This is a genomic window from Solibacillus sp. FSL R7-0682, assembly GCF_038005985.1.
Lineage (GTDB): Bacteria > Bacillota > Bacilli > Bacillales_A > Planococcaceae > Solibacillus.
Genome location: NZ_JBBOUI010000001.1, coordinates 1,292,538 through 1,314,002, shown reverse-complemented (window position 1 = coordinate 1,314,002; position 21,465 = coordinate 1,292,538). Strand labels below are relative to the sequence as shown.

General features: G+C 37.2%; 16 protein-coding genes and 1 other annotated feature. Of the genes, 1 reads left to right on the top strand and 15 read right to left on the bottom strand.

The window, feature by feature from the left end:
* Positions 1-6: 6 nt before the first annotated feature.
* From MKZ17_RS06560 to chrA, 4 genes are all read right to left on the bottom strand, one after another.
* On the bottom strand, positions 7-1,254 hold the full coding sequence (locus MKZ17_RS06560) for a bifunctional folylpolyglutamate synthase/dihydrofolate synthase (RefSeq protein ID WP_340722954.1): 1,248 nt from the start codon (positions 1,252-1,254) through the stop codon (positions 7-9).
* Positions 1,254-2,522: a bifunctional folylpolyglutamate synthase/dihydrofolate synthase gene (locus MKZ17_RS06555; RefSeq protein ID WP_445326941.1), complete on the bottom strand. Its 1,269-nt coding sequence runs from the start codon at positions 2,520-2,522 to the stop codon at positions 1,254-1,256. The genes MKZ17_RS06560 and MKZ17_RS06555 overlap by 1 nt, the downstream gene beginning before the upstream one ends.
* A 71-nt stretch (positions 2,523-2,593) precedes the next feature.
* A complete protein-coding gene (locus MKZ17_RS06550; protein WP_445326901.1) occupies positions 2,594-5,236 on the bottom strand; it encodes a valine--tRNA ligase in 2,643 nt (880 codons plus the stop codon).
* Between the two features lie 64 nt (positions 5,237-5,300).
* Positions 5,301-5,677: a binding site (T-box leader), on the bottom strand.
* Positions 5,678-5,736: 59 nt separating this feature from the next.
* Positions 5,737-6,885, bottom strand: coding sequence for a chromate efflux transporter (gene chrA / locus MKZ17_RS06545; RefSeq protein WP_340722952.1), 1,149 nt, complete (start codon positions 6,883-6,885; stop codon positions 5,737-5,739).
* Positions 6,886-7,057: 172 nt separating this feature from the next.
* Here chrA and MKZ17_RS06540 point away from each other — a divergent pair, with 172 nt between their 5' ends.
* Positions 7,058-7,249: a hypothetical protein gene (locus tag MKZ17_RS06540; protein ID WP_340722951.1), complete on the top strand. Its 192-nt coding sequence runs from the start codon at positions 7,058-7,060 to the stop codon at positions 7,247-7,249.
* 257 nt (positions 7,250-7,506) lie between these two features.
* Here MKZ17_RS06540 and MKZ17_RS06535 read toward each other — a convergent pair whose 3' ends face one another.
* The 11 genes from MKZ17_RS06535 to MKZ17_RS06485 all read right to left on the bottom strand — a co-directional run bounded on the left by MKZ17_RS06535 (position 7,507) and on the right by MKZ17_RS06485 (position 21,439).
* The gene (locus MKZ17_RS06535) at positions 7,507-8,268 is read right to left on the bottom strand and encodes a hypothetical protein (RefSeq protein WP_340722950.1); all 762 of its coding nucleotides are present in this window, start codon (positions 8,266-8,268) and stop codon (positions 7,507-7,509) included.
* 63 nt (positions 8,269-8,331) lie between these two features.
* A complete protein-coding gene (gene hemL / locus MKZ17_RS06530; RefSeq protein ID WP_340722949.1) occupies positions 8,332-9,621 on the bottom strand; it encodes a glutamate-1-semialdehyde 2,1-aminomutase in 1,290 nt (429 codons plus the stop codon).
* Between the two features lies 1 nt (position 9,622).
* Positions 9,623-10,603: a porphobilinogen synthase gene (hemB, locus tag MKZ17_RS06525; protein ID WP_340722948.1), complete on the bottom strand. Its 981-nt coding sequence runs from the start codon at positions 10,601-10,603 to the stop codon at positions 9,623-9,625.
* On the bottom strand, positions 10,596-11,339 hold the full coding sequence (locus MKZ17_RS06520) for a uroporphyrinogen-III synthase (protein ID WP_340722947.1): 744 nt from the start codon (positions 11,337-11,339) through the stop codon (positions 10,596-10,598). The genes hemB and MKZ17_RS06520 overlap by 8 nt, the downstream gene beginning before the upstream one ends.
* Positions 11,329-12,261 carry a hydroxymethylbilane synthase gene (gene hemC, locus MKZ17_RS06515; RefSeq protein ID WP_340722946.1) on the bottom strand — a complete coding sequence of 311 codons (933 nt, stop codon included), beginning with the start codon at positions 12,259-12,261 and terminating at the stop codon, positions 11,329-11,331. The genes MKZ17_RS06520 and hemC overlap by 11 nt, the downstream gene beginning before the upstream one ends.
* 18 nt (positions 12,262-12,279) lie before the next feature.
* Positions 12,280-13,107, bottom strand: coding sequence for a cytochrome c biogenesis protein CcsA (gene ccsA / locus MKZ17_RS06510; protein ID WP_340722945.1), 828 nt, complete (start codon positions 13,105-13,107; stop codon positions 12,280-12,282).
* A 168-nt stretch (positions 13,108-13,275) separates the two neighbouring features.
* Positions 13,276-14,634 carry a glutamyl-tRNA reductase gene (gene hemA / locus MKZ17_RS06505; protein WP_340722944.1) on the bottom strand — a complete coding sequence of 453 codons (1,359 nt, stop codon included), beginning with the start codon at positions 14,632-14,634 and terminating at the stop codon, positions 13,276-13,278.
* 206 nt (positions 14,635-14,840) lie between these two features.
* A complete protein-coding gene (locus MKZ17_RS06500) occupies positions 14,841-17,807 on the bottom strand; it encodes a VWA domain-containing protein (RefSeq protein ID WP_340725507.1) in 2,967 nt (988 codons plus the stop codon).
* Between the two features lie 20 nt (positions 17,808-17,827).
* Positions 17,828-19,267 (bottom strand): S-layer homology domain-containing protein, encoded by a 1,440-nt coding sequence (locus MKZ17_RS06495; protein ID WP_340722943.1) that lies wholly within the window; start codon positions 19,265-19,267, stop codon positions 17,828-17,830.
* Positions 19,268-19,375: 108 nt separating this feature from the next.
* The gene (locus MKZ17_RS06490) at positions 19,376-21,082 is read right to left on the bottom strand and encodes a phosphate ABC transporter ATPase (protein ID WP_340722942.1); all 1,707 of its coding nucleotides are present in this window, start codon (positions 21,080-21,082) and stop codon (positions 19,376-19,378) included.
* 183 nt (positions 21,083-21,265) lie between these two features.
* On the bottom strand, positions 21,266-21,439 hold the full coding sequence (locus MKZ17_RS06485) for a YjfB family protein (protein WP_340722941.1): 174 nt from the start codon (positions 21,437-21,439) through the stop codon (positions 21,266-21,268).
* Positions 21,440-21,465 lie beyond the last annotated feature (26 nt).

Genomic DNA, 21,465 nt, shown 5'->3' with positions numbered 1-21,465 from the left:
CAACTTTTATGCATTTAATTTTCGACGAATTTCGCTTAGTAAATAAAGGGAGCCCGTAACAATTCGAATACAATTTTCCACAGGCTGCTGTAAAAATGCCACGACATCGTCTATAATAATCTTATTACCTGCATGACTTAATTGATAAATTTTTGTTGCTTCCATAGCACGATCATTTGCAATATTAACAAAATAAAAAGTATCACTTACTTCTTCTAATATCGTCAGAATTTCCTCTACATCTTTATCTGCTAAAATACCCATTACAAATTCAATATTTTTAGATGGAAAGTGTTTTTTAACCGTATGAACTAATGTCCGAATACTCGCAGGATTATGCGCACCTTCAAAGTAAATATTTGGCAAAACCTCTTCGAATCGACCGGCCAATTGTGCCTCTCGTATTGCCACGTGCACTTTTTCTTCTATTACCTCAATTTTTAATGCATCCGCAACTTCAAAAAACGCTGTAATAGCAAGCGCCATATTATGTCCTTGGTGAATACCTAACATTTGCCGCTGCAAACCTGAAATAGTCAACTGTCGATGTGAATTTATGTATTCTTCACCGTTTCCATGCTGTTTTATATCAAATTGCTTTCCCATTTCATATAGAGGCGCATTTTTTTCCTTAGCTATTTGCTGAATTACTTCACGTGCTTCCTCAGGTAAATGTCCAATAACGGTTGGTTTACTGTCTTTTATGATTCCGCCTTTATGATGCGCAATTAATGTAAGTGTATTCCCTAAAAAATTCGTATGCTCTAATGCGATACTCGGAATGACTGAAACGATTGGTATTACAACATTCGTACTATCCTCGCGCCCTCCCATACCAACTTCTAGGCAAACTAAATCTACTTGCTGTTCTTTAAAATGGATAAAAGCTGCTGTCGTTAATAATTCAAAATCCGTTAACTTGCCACTTAAACCAGCTGCTACAAGTTGTTGAAATATTGCATCCATTTCCTTTGGTTTAATCGGTCTACCATTGATTTGAATTTGATCGTGCACATCAACAATACACGGTGACATAAACTTCCCAACTGTAAGATCATGCTGGCGCGCTAAATGCTCGACAAATGTTAATGTCGAACCCTTCCCATTCGTTCCGGCAAAATGGACAACTTTTAGTGTGTTTTGAGGGTTTCCCAACGCTTCAAGTGCCTCTAATATCGCAGCCAAACCTGGTTTAATCGCACGCTCACTTTCTACATGCCAACGCATTTTATATTCTTCTAAACGTGGAATCATCAAATCAGTCCCTTTTTAATAAATTCTCCGCGCACCTCTGCAATAAAATACAATGAGCCCGTGATAATTAATAATTCATCCTCCGATAATTCATTCATTTGCTTATCAATTAACCTTTTCCAGTTGTCATGCGCGCTCTTTATCTCATGCTTACTTTGTTCACACAAATCCTTTGGCTTTGCCGCGCGTGGCAAATCAATTTGTGTAAAATACATTTGATAAGCCACGTTATCCATTAATTGAATGCTTACAGCATGGTCTTTATCTTGAAGTGCCGCATACACAAATTTATATTTTTTATCCGGTTCAACAAGTTGAAGCGTTTCAATTAAAGCGCTCGTTCCTTCAGAGTTATGTGCTCCGTCTAAAATGATATTGTCTCCAACTCGTTCAAAACGACCATCCCACTTTGCACGTTTTAACGCTTCTTTCACATGCTGGATGTTCAAAGTATGTAAAAATAACTTAGACGCAGTAATTGCTAATGCCGCATTCGATACTTGATGTTGTCCCACCATTGCCAGCTCTAGTTGCTCGATTGTTAAATCTCCGTAATAGCTGAAGCTAGTAGTCCCCGTTTTTTGTGTAAAAAATTGTTTATCTAAAACATAACTTTTTGCATTTTTTTCTTCCGCTACTGCTTGAATAACTGCTAAGGCTTCTCTATTTTTCACGCCTATTACGACAGGTTTTCCAGTTTTAATAATTCCCGCTTTTTCTGCTGCAATTTGCGCATATGTCGTGCCAAGCATATCCGTATGCTCTAACGAAATAGTTGTAATTACGGAAACCTCTGGTGTAATGACATTTGTCGAATCAAGACGCCCACCAATCCCCGTCTCAAGTAGCGCCAAATCAAGCTTCTGCTCAGAAAAATACTGTAGTGCAATTAATGTCATAATTTCAAAGAAACTCGGGAATTTCCCTTTTAATTGATTGTTCACTACATCCGCAATAACATTCATAATGCGCAAAAAATCTTTATCTGAAATTTGTAATTTATTAATCGTAATTCGTTCATTTGGACGTTCTAAGTGTGGCGAAATAAAAGCTCCTACTTTTAAATGATGAGCCATTAATATTTCACGGGTTGCATTGAGCGTAGACCCTTTGCCATTAGACCCTGCAAAATGAATAAATTTCGTCTTCCGTTCAGGATTACCTAAAGCGGATAATATAATTCTTGCTGATTGTAATGGCTCACCTTTATATTCACTCGCTTTTAATCGAAAAATGAAATCTGTGCATTGTTCCATCGATTGAAACATTGTCATTCTCTCCCCCAACAATTTATTAGAAAGAAAGAGGCACCGACTTGCGGCACCCCTTTCGATTAAAACTACATATTTTTTAATTCAGCAATACGTTTTTCAACTGTTGCATATTTCGCTTCATAGTCCGCTAATTTTTCACGCTCTGCTGCTACTAACGCTTCTGGCGCCTTCGCTACAAATCGTTCATTAGATAGCTTACCAGAAACTAATTTTACTTCCTTCGCCCACTTTTCAAGCTCTTTTTCTAAACGTGCAATTTCTTCCTCCACGTTAATTAAGCCTGCTAGTGGCATAAAGATTTCTGCCCCTGATACAACAGCAGACATTGCTTGAGCTGGTGCTTCTAAATCTGCACCAATCGTAAGTGTTTCTGGGTTACAGAATTTTTCGATGTAGCCTTTGTTTGCTTCTAGTACTGCTGCAACTGAAGCATCTTTCGCTAAAATTGTCATCGGTACTTGTTTACTCATTGGTGTATTTACTTCCGCACGAATGTTACGAACAGAACGGATAATATCCATTAATAGTTGCATTTCACCAGCTTCAGCTTTAAAGTTGAATGCTTCGTTTACAGTTGGCCAAGCTGCTACTGTAATTGATTCACCTTCATGTGGTAAGTGCTGCCAAATTTCTTCTGTTACGAATGGCATTAGTGGGTGAAGTAAACGCATTGTATTATCTAAAACGTAAGCTAATACTGAACGAGTTGTTAATTTTGCCGCTTCGTCTTCGCCGTATAATGGCAATTTCGCCATTTCAATGTACCAAGAACAGAAGTCATCCCAAATGAAGTTGTATAGCTCACGACCTACTTCACCAAACTCGTATTTATCCGATAATGCTGTCACACGTTCAATAGTTTCGTTTAAGCGTGTTAAAATCCATTTATCAGCTGTTGATAGATCTCCAGTTAAATCGATTTCTTCAAATTTTAAACCGTTCATGTTCATTAAAGCGAAGCGTGAAGCGTTCCAAATTTTGTTTACGAAATTCCAAGTTGATTCTACTTTTTCTGTTGAATAACGTAAATCTTGACCTGGTGAAGAACCAGTCGCTAAGAAGTAACGTAATGAATCGGCACCGTATTGATCGATAACATCCATTGGATCAACCCCGTTACCTAATGACTTAGACATTTTTCGTCCTTCTGCATCACGTACTAAACCGTGAATTAATACATCCTTGAATGGACGTGTCCCTGTAAACTCCTTCCCTTGGAAAATCATACGGCTTACCCAGAAGAAGATGATGTCATAACCTGTTACTAATGTGCTCGTTGGGTAGTAACGTTTGTATAACTCTGACTCTTCATTTGGCCAATCCATCGTTGAGAACGGCCATAAAGCTGAAGAGAACCACGTATCAAGTACGTCTTCATCCTGTGTCCAGTTTTCAGCATCTGCAGGTGCATCTTTTCCTACGTATAATTCACCTGTTTCTTTATGATACCAAGCTGGAATTTGGTGACCCCACCATAATTGGCGTGAAATACACCAGTCATGAATGTTTTCCATCCAACGGTTATATGTGTTTTCAAAACGATTTGGTACGAAGTTTACTTTTTCATCTTCGTTTGCTTGCATTTTTAAAGCTTCTTCCGCAAGTGGTGCCATTTTAACAAACCATTGCTTTGAAAGGTAAGGCTCAACAACAGCATTTGTACGCTCTGAGTGACCTACTTGGTGTACATGTGGCTCGATTTCCACTAATACACCCGCTGCTTGTAAGTCCGCTACAATTTGCTTACGGCATTCAAAACGATCCATACCGTTATATTTACCTGCAAGCTCATTCATTGTACCGTCTTCATTCATTACTAAGATGCGTTCTAAATTATGACGGTTTCCAACTTCAAAGTCGTTCGGATCGTGAGCTGGCGTCATTTTTACAACCCCTGTACCGAATTCCATATCTACATAGTCATCTGCTACGATTGGAATTTCACGGCCTACGATTGGTAAGATAACTGTTTTTCCGATTAAATGCTTATAGCGCTCGTCTTCTGGGTGTACAGCTACACCAGAGTCGCCTAGCATTGTTTCTGGACGTGTTGTCGCTACACGTAATTTTCCAGAGCCATCCGCTAACGGATATTCCATATGGTAGAAGGCACCTTCTACTTCTTTGTGAATTACTTCGATGTCAGAAAGAGCTGTTTTTGCCGCTGGATCCCAGTTAATGATACGCTCACCACGGTAAATGTAGCCTTTTTCGTATAATTTTACGAAGACTTCTTTTACCGCATCCGATAAACCTTCATCTAATGTGAAGCGCTCTTTTGAATAGTCTAAACCAAGACCTAATTTTGCCCACTGCGCACGAATGTGAGAAGCGTATTCCTCTTTCCATTCCCATGTTTTTTCAAGGAATTTTTCGCGTCCTAAGTCATAGCGAGAAATACCTTCACCACGTAGCTTTTCTTCTACTTTCGCTTGCGTAGCAATACCCGCGTGGTCCATACCTGGTAACCATAATGCATCATAGCCTTGCATGCGCTTCATACGAGTTAAGATATCTTGTAATGTTGTGTCCCAAGCATGACCAAGGTGTAATTTACCTGTTACGTTTGGTGGTGGGATAACGATTGAATATGGCTCCTTTTCGCTCGTTGGGTCTGCTTCAAAAAATTTACCGTTTAACCACCATTCATAGCGGCCGGCTTCTGTTTCTTTCGGATCATACTTTGTTGGCATTGTAATTTCCGTCATAATGATTCGCTCCTTTAAATAAAATCAAATAGTTGAATGAAAATAAAAAACTCCCTTCGTCTTTAAAAAGGACGAGGGAGTTGATTCGCGGTACCACCTTTATTTCCGTCGGCTTAAGTAAAGCGTTCGCATTCTGCGTCACTCCTCACTCAGCAATCCTCATGAACCTTAAGTTCATTCTGGTTGCTTCGCTTCGTCGTTCCTTGACTGACAAACGCTTTCTTTTAAGCCTCTGTCATATCAAGCGCCCGCGTAATCTCACAATTCTTAAGCACATCGGCACTTCATTCGATAACGGTGTTTAACCGGAGCTTAGCTACTATTTGTTCACTAAGTCAGCTCATAGGCTACCTTCTGCTTGTATGCTGTAGAAACTTTTCAGCTACCGTTTCCTCTCTTCACAACATGATCAAACATACTCTTCCTAATCTTCGCTTCACATATATAGTTGACCTCAATTGTAATAGGTTTTTGTTAAAATTTCAAGTAGCGTATTTACACTATCTATAATAAGTAACTCCAATAACAATTCCTGCTATAACGACTATCCAAGGCTTCCATTTAAATTTGGACAACAGCATCAATAATATGAATGCAAAAACACCATCTATCCAGCTCGTAATCGTTGTAGAAACAATTGGTGAAATAAAGGCAGCTAGTAAAATACCGATTACTGCAACATTCATCCCCACTATTGCTCCATTTAGCTGTGCGTATCGACTAAGCATTGCCCAAAATGGATATGCCCCAACTATCAATAAAAATGCAGGCAAAAAAATCGCAATCGTTGCCATGATTGCCATCGGAATTCCGCCGATCACCATACCTAAATAGCTAGCAAAGGTAAATAATGGCCCTGGGACAGCTTGCGTCAAGCCATAACCAACTAAAAATTCTTCCGCAGTCACATATGTTCCTACAAATTGCGTTTCTAACAATGGTAGTACGACATGCCCACCACCAAATACAAATGAACCCGCTATAAAAAATTGACTAAAAAGCTTGATCCAATCCATACTTACGATATTCGCTATTATTGGTAATCCGATTAATAGCACGAAAAATAAGAGTAATGAGAATGCTCCCCATTTTTTTGAAAATACAGGCTCATACTCTGTCTGATTATGGTGTTTAAATAATTGAAGACCAATAAGTCCGCAACTAAAAATAACAATGACTTGTGAAAAGATTGAATTTGAGAAATAAAGCCCTATTAATACAAGCACTAACAAAATAACATGCTTTTTCGATACGATTATCTTTTTACCCATATCAAAAACTGCCTGCGCTACAACGGCAACTGCTACGAGCTTTAAACCCATTAACCAGTCCATATTGATTGTAGAGCTTTTCATGAAAATTACAAAGATAATGAGGATTATAACTGATGGCATAGTAAAACCAATAAAGGCTACAAGACTGCCTAATATTCCGCCTTTTCTAAGCCCTATCCCCATTCCTACTTGGCTTGATGCAGGCCCAGGTAAAAACTGACTAAGAGCAACTAAATCGATATATTGTTTATCTGTTAGCCATTTCTTTTCCTTCACATACGTTTGTTGGAAATACCCTATATGTGCAGAGGGCCCGCCGAATGAAGTAAGCCCAAGCTTTAATGCAGTTACAAAAATCGTCCATATATTTAACATATTTCTTACTCCCTTATGTAGATACACTTCCATGATTACATACTACACAATAACGCCACCATTCGTATCAATATTTACATGTTTTTAAATTAATCTTAACAAAGGGAAAATGTTTTCCAACAGCACATAAGCGTTGTTTTCAACATATACTATGTAAAAGGAGATGATGAAGTTGCGCAAAAATTACAATCCATACTTACTCCCTCCTTGGTTAAGAAAATTTCGCTTTTTGATGAAAGGCTGCATCATCCCACTTGCTATTTTCCAAGGAATTCGGACGATTTTCTTCCCTACATCAGGAGATATTATATTATTTATTTTATTAATTATTTTATGCTATTTACTATCAATCGATTTTATTTAATGCACTAGGTTGTATTAACAAACCACAAAAAGACCCGAGTTTAGCACAAACCCCATGTGAATTAAAAATCCCCTCAATAAAGTATAATTAATCCCGGCAAACATCTGTGATGAAGTTAAAACTAGAATGGATACTTTTAAGCAGACACACTATTCAACAAAACACCCGTAAATGTTCGATTCAAACATTTACGGGTTAATTTTAGTTAATATAATCAGTTAGTTACTTGAACATAAAAAAATTCCTAGAGGAATCCTCTACTTCTCTACTTTACTCATATGAACTTTAACAATGCTGTATGCCTCCGCAAGCTGTTCAAAAAAGTCAGCTTCTTCTTCAATTTGTTTCGCTTCTTTTGTAGATAATTTTAGCGATTCATTTTGAACTAGCTGCTCTTCTTTTGGAGCTGCAACCGTTCGTTCCTTATAGTCCTCAATCACAAGCTTTTCTACTATTAGTTGTTCTGCCTCAACAAGTGGAGGCATTTCAATAGCTTCTGCCAGTATTTCTTTTTTAGGCTTCTCTTCTACCCGCTCTTCTACAACTTTCTTTTCAACAATAGCTTTTTTAACTACAGGTGCTTCCACAACCGGTGCTTCCACTACCTCAGTTTCAGCAACTACTGGTGCCTTTTTCTCAAGATGACATTGAACTTGCCAACTACAGTTACATGCGGAGCCCTTGTCAGCTACTAACTTTGGCGACAGCGCTTCTATTGTAACTGTCTCGACCTCCTCTTTTGGGAAATCGATGGAGAATGGAATGGCATATTCAAAATACGCTTGGTCTTGTTCTACATCAATGTGCTCAATGAGTATCCCTTGAGGCTGTTGCTCATCTTCAATTGGATTAAAATCAAATTGAACATGCCCTTTAATGACATAAACACCATTTAATAAGACAGACTCATTTTCTACTTGTTGTTGCCAACTTGGTTTTACTTGAATTGACGGCGTTCCAATAACATTCCCTAAAAAACTAGGGAAAATAAAATTTTCATTCATCTCCCATTGTTGCATAAAAAAACCTCCTCTCTACGAATAAATTATGCGTAGAAAGGAGATTTATGAGTTCGTCCTAAATTATCGAGCTAATTTTTCAAACACGGTATGGAATGCTCGAACTGTTTTTTCAATATGCTCTTCTGTATGAGCTGTTGAAATAAATAATCCTTCAAATTGTGATGGTGGTAAGAAAATACCTTCTTCAGCCATTAATTTAAAGTACTCTGCAAATAACGCTAGATCCGAAGTTTTTGCTGACTCAAAATCAATTACATCTTCGTTTGTAAAGAAGAAGCCAATCATAGAACCTGCGCGATTTACTGTATGAGGAATGTTATACTTCGTTGCAGCCTCACGGAAACCTGCCTCTAATTGGTCACCTAACTTACGGAAATAGGTATACGAATCTTTTGTTAAACGTGATAAAGTTTCATACCCTGCAGTCATTGCAAGTGGGTTACCAGATAAAGTTCCTGCTTGATAAATCGGACCAGCAGGCGCAATTTTCTCCATAATCTCACGTTTACCACCGAATGCACCGACTGGTAAACCACCACCGATTACTTTTCCTAAGCAAGTAAGGTCTGGCTGTATACCGAAATATTCTTGTGCACAGCCGTAGTCGACACGGAAGCCTGTCATAACTTCATCGAATATTAATAATGTGCCATTTTCTTCTGTTAGCTTACGTAGCCCTTCTAAAAAGCCAGGTTGTGGAGGTACAACACCCATGTTGCCAGCTACTGGCTCTAAAATGACTGCAGCTATATCTGAACCAAATTTTTCAAATACTAATTTTGCTGATTGTAAATCGTTGTACGCTACTGTTAATGTATTTTTCGCAATATCAGCCGGTACCCCTGGTGAATCCGGTAAACCTAAAGTGGCAACACCTGAACCCGCCTTAATTAGCAATGAATCCCCATGCCCATGGTAAGAGCCTTCGAATTTTAATATTTTGTCGCGTCCCGTATAACCACGTGCTAAACGTAATGCTGACATCGTTGCTTCTGTACCTGAAGATACAAAGCGAATCATTTCAACTGAAGGTAAACGATCCATTACTAATTTCGCCAATTTATTCTCCGATACAGTTGGTGCACCAAATGATGCTCCTTTTGCAGCCTGCTCTTGAATTGCCGTCACGACTTCAGGATGTGCATGTCCTAAAATCAGTGGACCCCAAGATAAAACATAGTCAATATATTCATTGCCATCAATATCCTTAATGATTGCACCTGATCCAGATTCCATAAAAATCGGGTCTAAGTTAACAGATTTAAATGCACGTACCGGTGAGTTAACCCCACCTGGCATTAAATCAACGGCTTCTTTAAATGCCTCTTTTGAATTTTCATATGAACGCATCTTATTTTTCCTCCAACCAACGACAAACGTCTTTTGCATGATAAGTAATAATTAAGTCTGAGCCTGCACGCTTCATCCCTAGTAACGTTTCTAAAACAACAGATTTTTCATCAATCCAACCATTTTGTGCTGCTGCTTTCACCATCGAATATTCTCCCGATACATTGTATGCAACCACAGGCACCGGGAACGCATTTTTCACGTCACGAATAATATCCATATATGCTAATGCAGGCTTGACGATTAAGAAATCTGCGCCTTCTTGTACGTCAGAAGTTGCCTCTCGAATTGCTTCGATGCGGTTAGCTGGGTCCATTTGGTACGTTTTACGATCGCCAAACTGCGGTGCCCCCTCTGCTGCTTCACGGAACGGGCCGTAATAGCTTGAAGCATATTTAACGGCGTAAGACATAATTGGAATATGCTCGAATCCCTCTGCATCTAATCCTGCACGAATCGCCGCAACAAAGCCGTCCATCATATTTGACGGCGCAATGATATCTGCCCCAGCTTTCGCTTGTGAAACAGCAGTACGCGCTAAAATATCGAGTGAAGGATCATTTAGTACTTGCTCGCCCTCAATAACGCCACAATGTCCGTGGTCAGTAAATTCACAAAGACAAGTGTCAGCCACTACTAATAATTCTGGATGACGCTCTTTAATTAAACGTGTTGCCTTTTGAACAATTCCGTGATCATGGAAGGCACCTGTACCAACTGCATCCTTCTCTGCAGGAATACCGAATAATAAAACAGCACGAATACCTAAATTTACAATCTCGTCCACTTCTGCTGCTAAATTATCTAATGACAGCTGGAATACACCGGGCATAGAGCTAACCGGATTTTTAACATTCTCGCCTTCAATAATGAATAACGGATAAATTAAATCTTCCTTTTGTAAATAAGTTTCTTTTACCAATGCGCGCATTGCGGCATTTTGACGTAATCTTCTGTGACGTTGGAATGTAATTTCAGTCATTTGTTGTTTCCTCCAAGATGAGCTGTTCAATGACAGCCTGCATTGTATATGTTTTAGGTTGAACGATTGGTGTCACGCCGTACTTTGCGAGTGCAGCGGTCGTTACATGCCCTATTGATGCAAATTTCACATAACCCCAATTTAAATCGGGTACAATTCGTTTTGCGTAAATGTCTACTGCTGATGGGCTAGCAAATATGACAATAGGTTGCTCACATTGAACTAAAGCTTTCTCTAAGTCATTTAAATGCTTTAGACAAGACTTTGTTTCATAAACTGTCCATTCATCTACAGCAATACTAGCACGAATTGTATCCTTTGCTAAACTTCCACGCAAAAATAACGCGCGCTCCCCTTCTGCAAGGGCAAATTGTTGCACAAACACATCTGCACTAAAAATTGTTGGCATAAAATCAACTTGTAAGCCATTCGCTTGTAATCGTGCGGCTGTTTTCTCACCAACCGCTGCGATTTTCAAATGATTCGGTACAACTACTTGATAACGTACGCATTTCGAAAAGAAGCTTGTCACCGCATTTTGACTCGTAAAAATAAGCCAGTCGTATGTTTGTAATTGTGCAAGCCATTGTGGATCTTCTGGCGTAATCAATTCAACGGTTTCGATAAGCGGAAAATGAAGTACTTTCCCTCCATTTTCCTCGATTAACTGGGCAATCGGTTGTACGACAGAAGAGCCTGTTAATATTATGGTTTTGCCTGCGAGTTTACTCGGCATTAAGCTCAGCCTTTACACGTTGAATTAGATCAAAGGCACCTTGCTCTGTAAGTTTTGCAGCTACCGCCTTTCCTAAAGCATCTGCATCATGGCCTGTTAGTGTTTCTTTATAAGTAACGGAAGCATCTGGAGCAGCAACTAATCCTGTTAACGTGATTTTGTCTCCATCAACTGTTGAGTAGCCTGCAATTGGTACTTGACAGCCACCATCCATAGCCGCTAAAAATGCGCGCTCTGCATGGGCTGTTTTCCATGTAGTTGCATCCGTTAATTTCGCCAATTGCTCTAATAATTGGACATCATCAGCACGGCATTCAATTCCAAGGGAACCTTGTGCTACAGCTGGTAAGCAAATATCCGTATCTAAATATTCAGTGACTACATCGGCACTCCAGCCAAGGCGCTTTAAACCAGCTGCGGCCAAAATAATCGCATCATAATCTTCTGTTTCTAGCTTATTTAAACGTGTATCTACATTCCCGCGAATCCACTTGATTTCCAAATCTGGTCGTACTTGTAATAATTGAGCACTACGGCGTAATGAACTTGTCCCTACTACAGCCCCTTTCGGTAAATCTGCAAACTTCACATGACCTTTTGAAATAAAGGCATCACGTGCGTCTTCACGTGGAGGGATACAGCCAATAACTAAGCCTTCTGGTAAAATTGCAGGCATGTCTTTCATCGAGTGAACAGCAAAATCGATTTCTTTATCGTATAAAGCTTGCTCAATTTCTTTAACAAATAGGCCTTTTCCGCCAACTTTAGATAATTGCACGTCTAAAATTCGGTCACCCTTCGTCACAATTTCTTTTACTTCAAATTCAAATGGTACACCTGCTGACTTTAACTCGTTAATGAACCAATTTGTTTGTGTTAATGCTAATTTACTTTTTCGTGAACCTACAATAATTTTTCTCAATACACTCCGACCTTTCTGTTAAACCCATAGATGGAAACTAGATAATTTGCTGCCAAGGAAGAAATTAATGACAACAAGTAAAAATAAATATAAATGCACAATCGCGTACGAAGAGCCTAATAAAGCACCTTTTCGATGCAGTAAAAAGGCTATTAAATAAAGACACGACACGATAAATGAGCCTATAATTTTAACATCTAATATAGAAACCCCTTCAAGAGAGACAAACGCCCATTCTAGACCTAGCACAATGCTAATAATAAATAATGGAATTCCTACAAGGGTAGATAGATTCATCCATTTTAACATTTGCTGTAAGTTTGGTAATCTTGACCAAAGATGATTCAACTTTTTTTGTTTTAATATGCGATATAAAACTAAATATAATAATGAAAAAACGAAGGCAACTGAAAATGCCGCATACGAGGTAATCGCAAAGCTAATATGAATAAATAGCATTTCTGAAACGAGTGACTCTCCTACAATTTGTTCTGACGATTGAGGTGCAAATAAATGAATCGTGACAAAAATAAAGCTTAAAAAGTTTAATAGTACGACCGGCAAATCTACACGTGCAATACAGTGCAGCACAATTGAAAGTGTCGTTAGCAGCCATGCATAGAAAAATACTCCTTCATATAAGGACAGTATCGGAAACCGCTTCGTTTGTATAATAAATAATAATAAAAATACGTTTTGCAACACCCAAACTGTGGACACAAACCAAAACGCGACACGTCTAAATTTTATATTTTTATATAAGTAATCTGTGAAATATAAAACAATACTGAGCGCATAAAGTACAATCATAAGCTCATAAAGTCTAGTCATTACTACTTCTGCCATATGCACCCTTCCCCTATAATTCTTTTCTCTTTATAATAAATCGAAAAAAGCGTTTTACATATCTATAATTTTACCATAGAGATACGAAAACGCTTATTTTTTATTTAAGTCGATAGGAAAACGACATAAGACAGGCCAACCATCACGTTTGGGCGCAAATGTATCTTTCTAATAAGATAATCGTGGATTGGCTTGTACTTCCTGTTGTAAGCTCGTCTCTGTCGATTTTTCTACTTGTTGTAATCGAACTTCCTGTTGTACATCTTCTTCAATGCCGAATATTTGCTGGAATAATGCCAATTGTTCAGCAGCTGCATCTGAATTTGCCAATTCCTTTGCCTGTAAAATCGGATTTTTCAATAACTGGTTAATAATCGATTTCGTATGCTTATTTAAAATTTTTCGTTCACGCTCTGATAAGTTTGGCATTTTATTTTCAATGCTTAACATTGTCTCTTCTTGAATTGATGCTGCTTTTTTACGTAACGCTGTAATAACTGGAACAACACCGAGTGTTTTAAACCATTCCTTAAATTCAATGATTTCGTGTTGAATCATATTAATAATTTCACTTGCAGCACGCTCACGTTCAGCTAAGTTCGCTTGGACAATCCCCTGTAAATCATCAATGTCATATAAGAAAACATTTGGCAAATCACCGATTTTCGGATCTAAATCGCGAGGAACGGCGATGTCAACCATAAACAATGGATCACCTTTACGGAACTTGGCAACATACTTCATTAAATCATGGTCAATGACATAATTTGTTGCCCCAGTTGAACTAATTAAAATGTCTGCCTCAAGTAAAGTACATTGTAATTCATTCATTGCCTTTGCATTCCCATCAAACTTTGAGGCTAAATTTTGCGCTTTTTCAAAAGTACGATTAATGACCGTTACTTTGCCTACACCATTCCCGTATAGGTTTTGAATAGCAAGCTCTCCCATTTTACCTGCACCTAAAATCGCAACATGCTTGTTTTGTAATGACCCGAATATTTTCTTTGCAAGTTCAACGGCAGCATAGGATACGGAGACAGCATTCTCGCCAATTGCCGTTTCACTATGTGCTCGTTTTGCAAATGTCACCGCTTGTTTAAATAATTGGTTGTAAACGGTTCCAGTAGTACCGATTTCTTGACCTTGGAGGAAGCTTTTTTTCACTTGTCCTAAAATTTGTGTTTCCCCTAATACCATTGAGTCAATACCAGCTGTTACACGGAATAAATGATCTAAAGATTTATCCTCTTCTCGAATAAAGAGGTGATCTTCAAATTGGTTTACAGGAATATTAAACCAATCCGCTAAAAATTGTTTAATATAATAACGTCCTGTATGCAATTGATCTACTACCGCATAGATTTCTGTACGGTTACATGTTGAAATGATAACATTCTCTAATATACTTTTTTGTTGTTGTAGCGCCGCCATTGCATTTGGAATATCTTGTTCCACAAAAGATAGCTTTTCTCTAATTTCAACTGGCGCTGTTTTATAATTCAAGCCTACTACTAATGTATGCATGAATCTCCACACCTCACACGTTCTAATTCATAAATCCTATTGTATCATAAAGAAATACCGAATCATGCACATTTTGTGAACATGCTATGAAAGTATTTCTACATTAGAATAATTCTAATGTAAGTGTAACAAAGTTATCTACTCTTTTCAATGCTTATACCCAAAAGAAAAAAATACCAAGCAAAGTCTACTTGGTATTTTTAACATTAATTACTAGAACTATTCATAACGTGCATTTTAGATGCAATTATATTTCCATTACTATCTAAAGCCTGGAATTCTACATCTACATATAAGTCAAGTACTGGGAATTCATATAAGTTTGGTCGATGCATAAATCGAGATGATCCTCGGTATGGTAAATCAAATTGTTTATTACCACTAGGAGATTCAAACACTACTCGTACATTTTTAATATTATCACAAGAAGTATTAATATCGGCCATTAAACGAACCTTTTCCTTCTCGATCACAACTGACGTTTGGTTAAATAATAAGTCGCCATTTGCACAACTTGGATTCGATACTACTTTATTACATAAAACTGACGTAATAATTGATTGCAATGCACTATGGATATCATGAATTTCCTTCACATTCATATATGTTCCGCCAGTTTCTGTTGCAATTTGCTTTAATAACGTTTCATTAACACTTGTATACTTACCTACTGCAATTGTATGAATGGCAACACCTTTTGATTTTGCCAAATTAATCATTTGATCAATACCATTACGATTTGTTTTACCATCCGTAATCAATACTACAGCCTTTTTCGTTGCACTGTTACTTGAAAAATTATTAATAGCCGTAGTAACAGAAGCAATTACATTCGTTCCTCGATTTTCACTTTTATATTGCAATAGGCTTGGCATTTTAGCTACTGTCTCTGATTCACCGGACGTTTCAAAAATAGCTTTTTTATTGAAGCGGTATACATGATTTAAATCCGCCTCTAATTGTTTCACAGTCTGTTTTACTTTTAATGAAGTAAAGTTTTTTGGATCGCGTGCTTTCATTGAGCCTGAATGGTCAACTACAAATGATACTTCTGCATCCAAAGAACACATATTTTTTTCGAATTTCGGGTTTGTAAAAATTGTTTTCGATGTTGTTGTGCCAATGATACTTTGTAACAGTTTATCATAGCGTGGATCTGTATCCACCAGGCGAGCCGTTACTTTTTGGTTCCCATAAATGACATCATCGAAATAAAACACTGCCGATCCAGCATGACCTGTGCCATCATTATAATCCTTTGTATTTGTATCAAAAGAAGCTAATTTTGTCTTACCATTATATGAGACCTCTACTGTCCCTCTATAATCTGTAATGACTACCCCACTTGGTAATACTAAATTGACAATAACTTTCGTATAACGATCCATACCATCAGGACGGTTTTCTAATTCTTGCCCCTTTTGTAATATTTCAATTTTTGACATAGCCCCTTCAAGCTTACCAATAGCTTGCGCAAAACCTTTTTGTAAAATGTTTTTATCCATTTGACTAAGCTTGTCATAAATCGCTTTTATCGCTAATACACTGTCTTTATGCGCAAGTGTAATATCGTCAGCTTTCGGTAAAATATTGATTAAGTAAATGACAGCAGCATGTACAGTTGAATCAAATTGGGCTGTGAATTCTTCACTCATTACCCCTTGTAAATCGTATGTGGCACGCCCTTCACTATTCACCGTGTACATTACTTTCGCGCTTCCTAAGCCGCCCCAATCATTTTCTTCTTGCTCAAGACCATAAATCATATATTCTAAAATTTGTTCAAATAACCATACTGAAATGATTTGACCTTCTAATTTTAGTTCGGCGTTACCGTACTGAATTTCTTCAGAGGAGATTTCCCCCTGCGTAAGCTGCCCAGTTGTAGGATTCGTATAAGTTTCCCATTTCGTTCCGCTGAATAATTTCAGGTCTTCATCAAAGTCTGAGATTGTAATAATCCCCTTTTGTGTAAACGGTATAGTTACCCCATTAACAACACCTTGAGGTAAAGCCGGTAATGGTTTTACACCTGGGTCTACATCTCCTGTGATCCAATCTGTTTGATCTGGATCATGTACTTCATATGAAATTCTTAATTCTGCCTTTGGTACATAACGAACTTTTGCTTCGATTACTTGATTTTTATATGTGTAATATTGATTAGTTGGATTGACCATTTCAAAACGAATTGTATCTACTACAGATTTTGTTAAAGCTGGTGCAGTCACATATACATCTAATTGCGGTCCATCTGTATATACAACTGTCGAGTTCCCGCTAGTGCTTGCGTTTGTTTCAGAAAAAGTACCGCCAGCCGAAGAAGTAACTTTAAATGCTAATGATTCATCAAAGGAAATATCATTACCATAACTATCTTTTAATTCAATCGAAATGAGTGTAGAATCAATTCCATTTGCAATTAATTCCTCAGATTCAACATTAATGCTTTTTACTGCTTTATAAATATCTGGTCGTTTTTCTTTATCATTATCATTCGTACCTGGTGTTGGCTTTACTGTAACAGTCGAATCTTTTCCTTCAACAAAGTTTAAAGGCAATGTAATTTTTTTGTTGTCGCGACCATTTGGTGAAGTAGTTAACCCTTCAATTGCAATTGAACCTTGCTGGACTGTACGGTATAAAAATACAGCCATATCCCCTCGGTTTAAATTACTTGTTGGTTTAAAATCTTCATACGTACGTTTACCTGTTGTTCCTTGCGAGATGTCGTTCATATATAAATATTGAACCGCTTGAATATCTGATAAATCAAGTCCATTTATCGCTGCGTATATACGTGCAAATTGACTGCGGGACACATTAGCGTTTCGCTTTGTTTTATTAGTAACCCCATATAAGGGAAGGTTCAACTCGCCATAATAACCATAAAGTGTATCTGGATTTGTACTGTTAAAGTTAAAATTACGATCTAATTTCGCAATCATTTGGAGTAATTGTAATTCACTCACAAGCAATTCACTTTGGAATTTGCCATTGTTTAACTGCATGTAGCCATTATCTACTGCCCATGAAGCAGCTTTATATTTCCCATTTGTCGTATTCATATCGGTAATTTTGGTAGTTGCTGCATTTGCTTCGATCGGACCAAATGGGAAAACAAGTGTCATCATTAAGAGAGTTGATAATAACACGGCCATCACTTTTTTCATTTTATTCACAGTAGCACCCCCTAGTTAAAAAATAGAATATTGTCTCGATAATTTTCTTTCAAATCTTGTTCTAAATAGAGTAAAAAACGTTCAATGATTGCTGCCGATTGGGCACGTGTTAAAGTCCCCTTCGGATCAAACGAACCATTACTCCCTTGAAGTAACCCTAATTCTGTTGCAATGTAAATGGAATCCCTTGCATAATCAGCTATTTTATAATCATCTCTATAAGACGTCGTATAACCTGGATCTGGTGCTCTCTCCTCTAAGCCAAGTGCACGCACTAAAATTGTCGCTGCTTGTTCACGAGTTAAAAAACCATTTGGATCAAATGTATTAGCTGTTATTCCTTTAATAACCTCTTTATTAACAGAAGCAACTAAGTAGTTATAGTCTTTTGTTGTTTTCTTTACATCTTTAAAAATTGTCGGTTGCGTTGTTTTTCGTCGACTTGATGTATCCTCTAGCACACGTAAATCAATCGCTTTTCCAATCGCTACCGCAAAATCATAGCGTAACATTGGTGTATTTGGCGAAAAGAAATTTGATTGATCATCTAAAATTCCTAGTGAGTACAGTTTTTCAATATGTTCGCGTGCCCAGTTCGATGATAAATCACGGAATTTTGGAATTTTCAACATTTCAAGCTTAGGCATATACTCTAAATCGATTGCTACTTTACCACGGGCATTTGGTAAATCGTACTCATATTCTGAAATCATATCTGCAGTACTAACCGTTTTATAGTTTCCAATGAAGCTTGATAACGTCGCATCATTTTCGCTATATTCCAATTTTTTATTTTTTCCAGCTGATAGTTTATTAATGACTGTCCCAATTTTCCCATCGGCATACTCAATTTCAAATTCTGTAATTTGTGTTTCAGTAGCTCCCCAGAAATTTTCGTATCCTTCATTTCGACTATCCGCGTGTACTGTAATTGTTTGGGCATTCGCATTACGACTACTTCCACTTACTGTATACGTTTTTCGAGCTACTGCATTCCCCGTATAATAATCAGATGCAGGACGTTTATCAGTAATAGTACTTTTAGATAATTGATAATCTGCTAATGTAAAGGTTTGATTACCAATAGTAATCTTTTCAGTAAACTTCGTCACTTCCCCGGTTGCAGAACTTTGCCCAACTTGATCATAATTCGTGACATCATATGTATACGTGAAATTACGTGTTAACTTTGCATTATTAGGTCCAGTTAATGTTAGTTTATACGTCTCAGTTAACTTCCCTTTATTTTCTTTTACTGATACAGAAACATTTTTCGCAGTCCCTGTAAATTTTATCGGATTCCCTGTTAAGAATATATATTCTTCGTATTCATATTCATTTTTAACCCCACCCGTCAGGTCAAGCGTTTGAGCAAAAACACTTGTCGGTAACACAAGTATTAAAGTCATTAAAAACGAACAAGTTAGAATAAATATTGTTTTTTTATTCACAAAACTGTCCCTCATTTCTTAAAAAATACTTGATTCAATTTTTCATTGTTTTAATTGTCCTAAAAACGCTTGTTGACATGTAGGAAACCCCACATGTCATTAAGCGAACTATTCATTTACTAATAATACATGTACATCTGAAGAAGATTTGGCAAGTGCTACTACACGATCAGATGGCTTTAAATCCGTAAAGTTAATTACCTCACCATTTTTCACAATCATAGCTTGTGATAAATTTAAAGTATGTGCTCCCGAGTTATAGTTCCAGTTACCATTTTGGTTCCATTGACTACTATCTTTCACGACAATTTGTTTTGCACTTAGTTTTACCTCTGCTATACGGCCCGTAAATGTAATGGTAGAACGGGCTTGTCCTGGTACAAAATGAATTCCCTGAATATGACCATCTCTTACGTAGAAGTAGCCATAGTAAGGATTTGTTGGATAATTCGTATAGTTATCATATAAATCTAAATCAAGCTCTGGAATTACTTTAAACGATGTTGTTCCATCCAATTCCGTGGCCTTTGTTGAATTACTAAATGCAAATTCAGTTACATCGTTATTTGTATTCCAGAAATGATTATCAAAGCGCTCTAAATTCGTTAAATCTAATCGATAAGCTAACATATCTGCAACATCGATGACACCAAAGTACAGTTGATCTGTTGATAGGTTTGGTGCAAGGAGTCCATCATTTGTAATATTCACTACATGCGCATAGTCATTTTTGGCATGTCCATCAGTAATAACAAATGCTGTTGTTGAGATTGCCTGTTGATCAAGATTCAATGCGACTAAGCTTTCTGGATCTACTAATCGACCATTTCGAATTAAAATTGAACCACTATGATAATCCAGCTTCAATGATTTACGTAGCTCGATTACATTGAAGTCAAGATTCACACGTGAAATTGGCTCATAATATGTTCTTTCATTGTTTGAAAGTACAATAATTTTGTTCACTACTTCTTTACTGAATTGCTTCGTCGTTACGAAATACATATCGTTATTACGATAGTTTTTTAATTGATTTTTTGTGATTTTTTTATTGCCGACATAAATTGAAGTTGTATTTGTAAAAGAAAAATTCGATTGAGCAATTGTATCTTGTGTACCAAAACGCCAGTTTAATAATGGATGCGCATTTCGTACATTGATTGAATTTTTATTCGTATTAATTGTATTAAGTTTTGCTTTATACAACTCTTGCACCATAATTGCCGATGTATTGATAATATCGATTTCAGCTATAGTCGAAGTCGTAGCTGTAGCAAATGTTAGTCGAACTTTATCACCAGCATATAATGTACTTACATCAACGGAAGAATTATTTTTGAACACTTCGGTATTTTTATTCATTGTAAATGTACGTATTGAAGAGCCATCAATTTTCACACGAATTTGTAATCCGTTCGGGTCAATCTGTGTTACAACCCCAGTTAATTGCTTGCTGTTGACAACAATTTCTCCACTTCCACTATTCGTACTAGCACGCATTTCTCGTACTTTATTTAATCCCATTGCTACAGAAACTTGCATCCCTGCCTTGAACCCATATATATTCGTTGCTGTATTATTGATATAGTATACCGTTGATTTATCAACCTTCAACGTCGTTACTTTACCTGCACTATTTCTTACTTTAATGCCCGTAATAGCAGTACCTATTGGTTTGCCTTTATTATCGTATGTATCTACTTCCACTATTTCCACAAAGGTATATGTAGTTGCTGCTTCAGCTAATTGTTCCACTGGAAATGCAGCTAAAATAAAAATAATTGCTATGAAAAGGCCGGAAATTTTTTTTAGCAATTAATTCGCCTCCTTAATATTTCTGTTCTAAAAAATTATATCAAAGTCATTTTCGATCATTTGTATTTTCTATGTTCTGTAACAAAAAGCTCGAAAAATTTGTAAAATCTGTTAATCATTACATAATCATTTGTATAGTTTACCAAATAATTCGAGCTTGTGCATTTTTTCATACGGTATCAATTATACGGATACATCAATTGTATGTCCTAATGTTGGGTGTGGCGCATCGAGAATTTCCGTTAGTTGCTCCGCGCTTTGCTGTTGAAATTCCATAGCTTGTTTTGTAACAGCCAATGAAACATTTTGCATTAATTCTGCTTGTTTCATCGACATCGCTAATGCTGCAATATCCATATGTAGCACCTCCTACCTTGTTTATC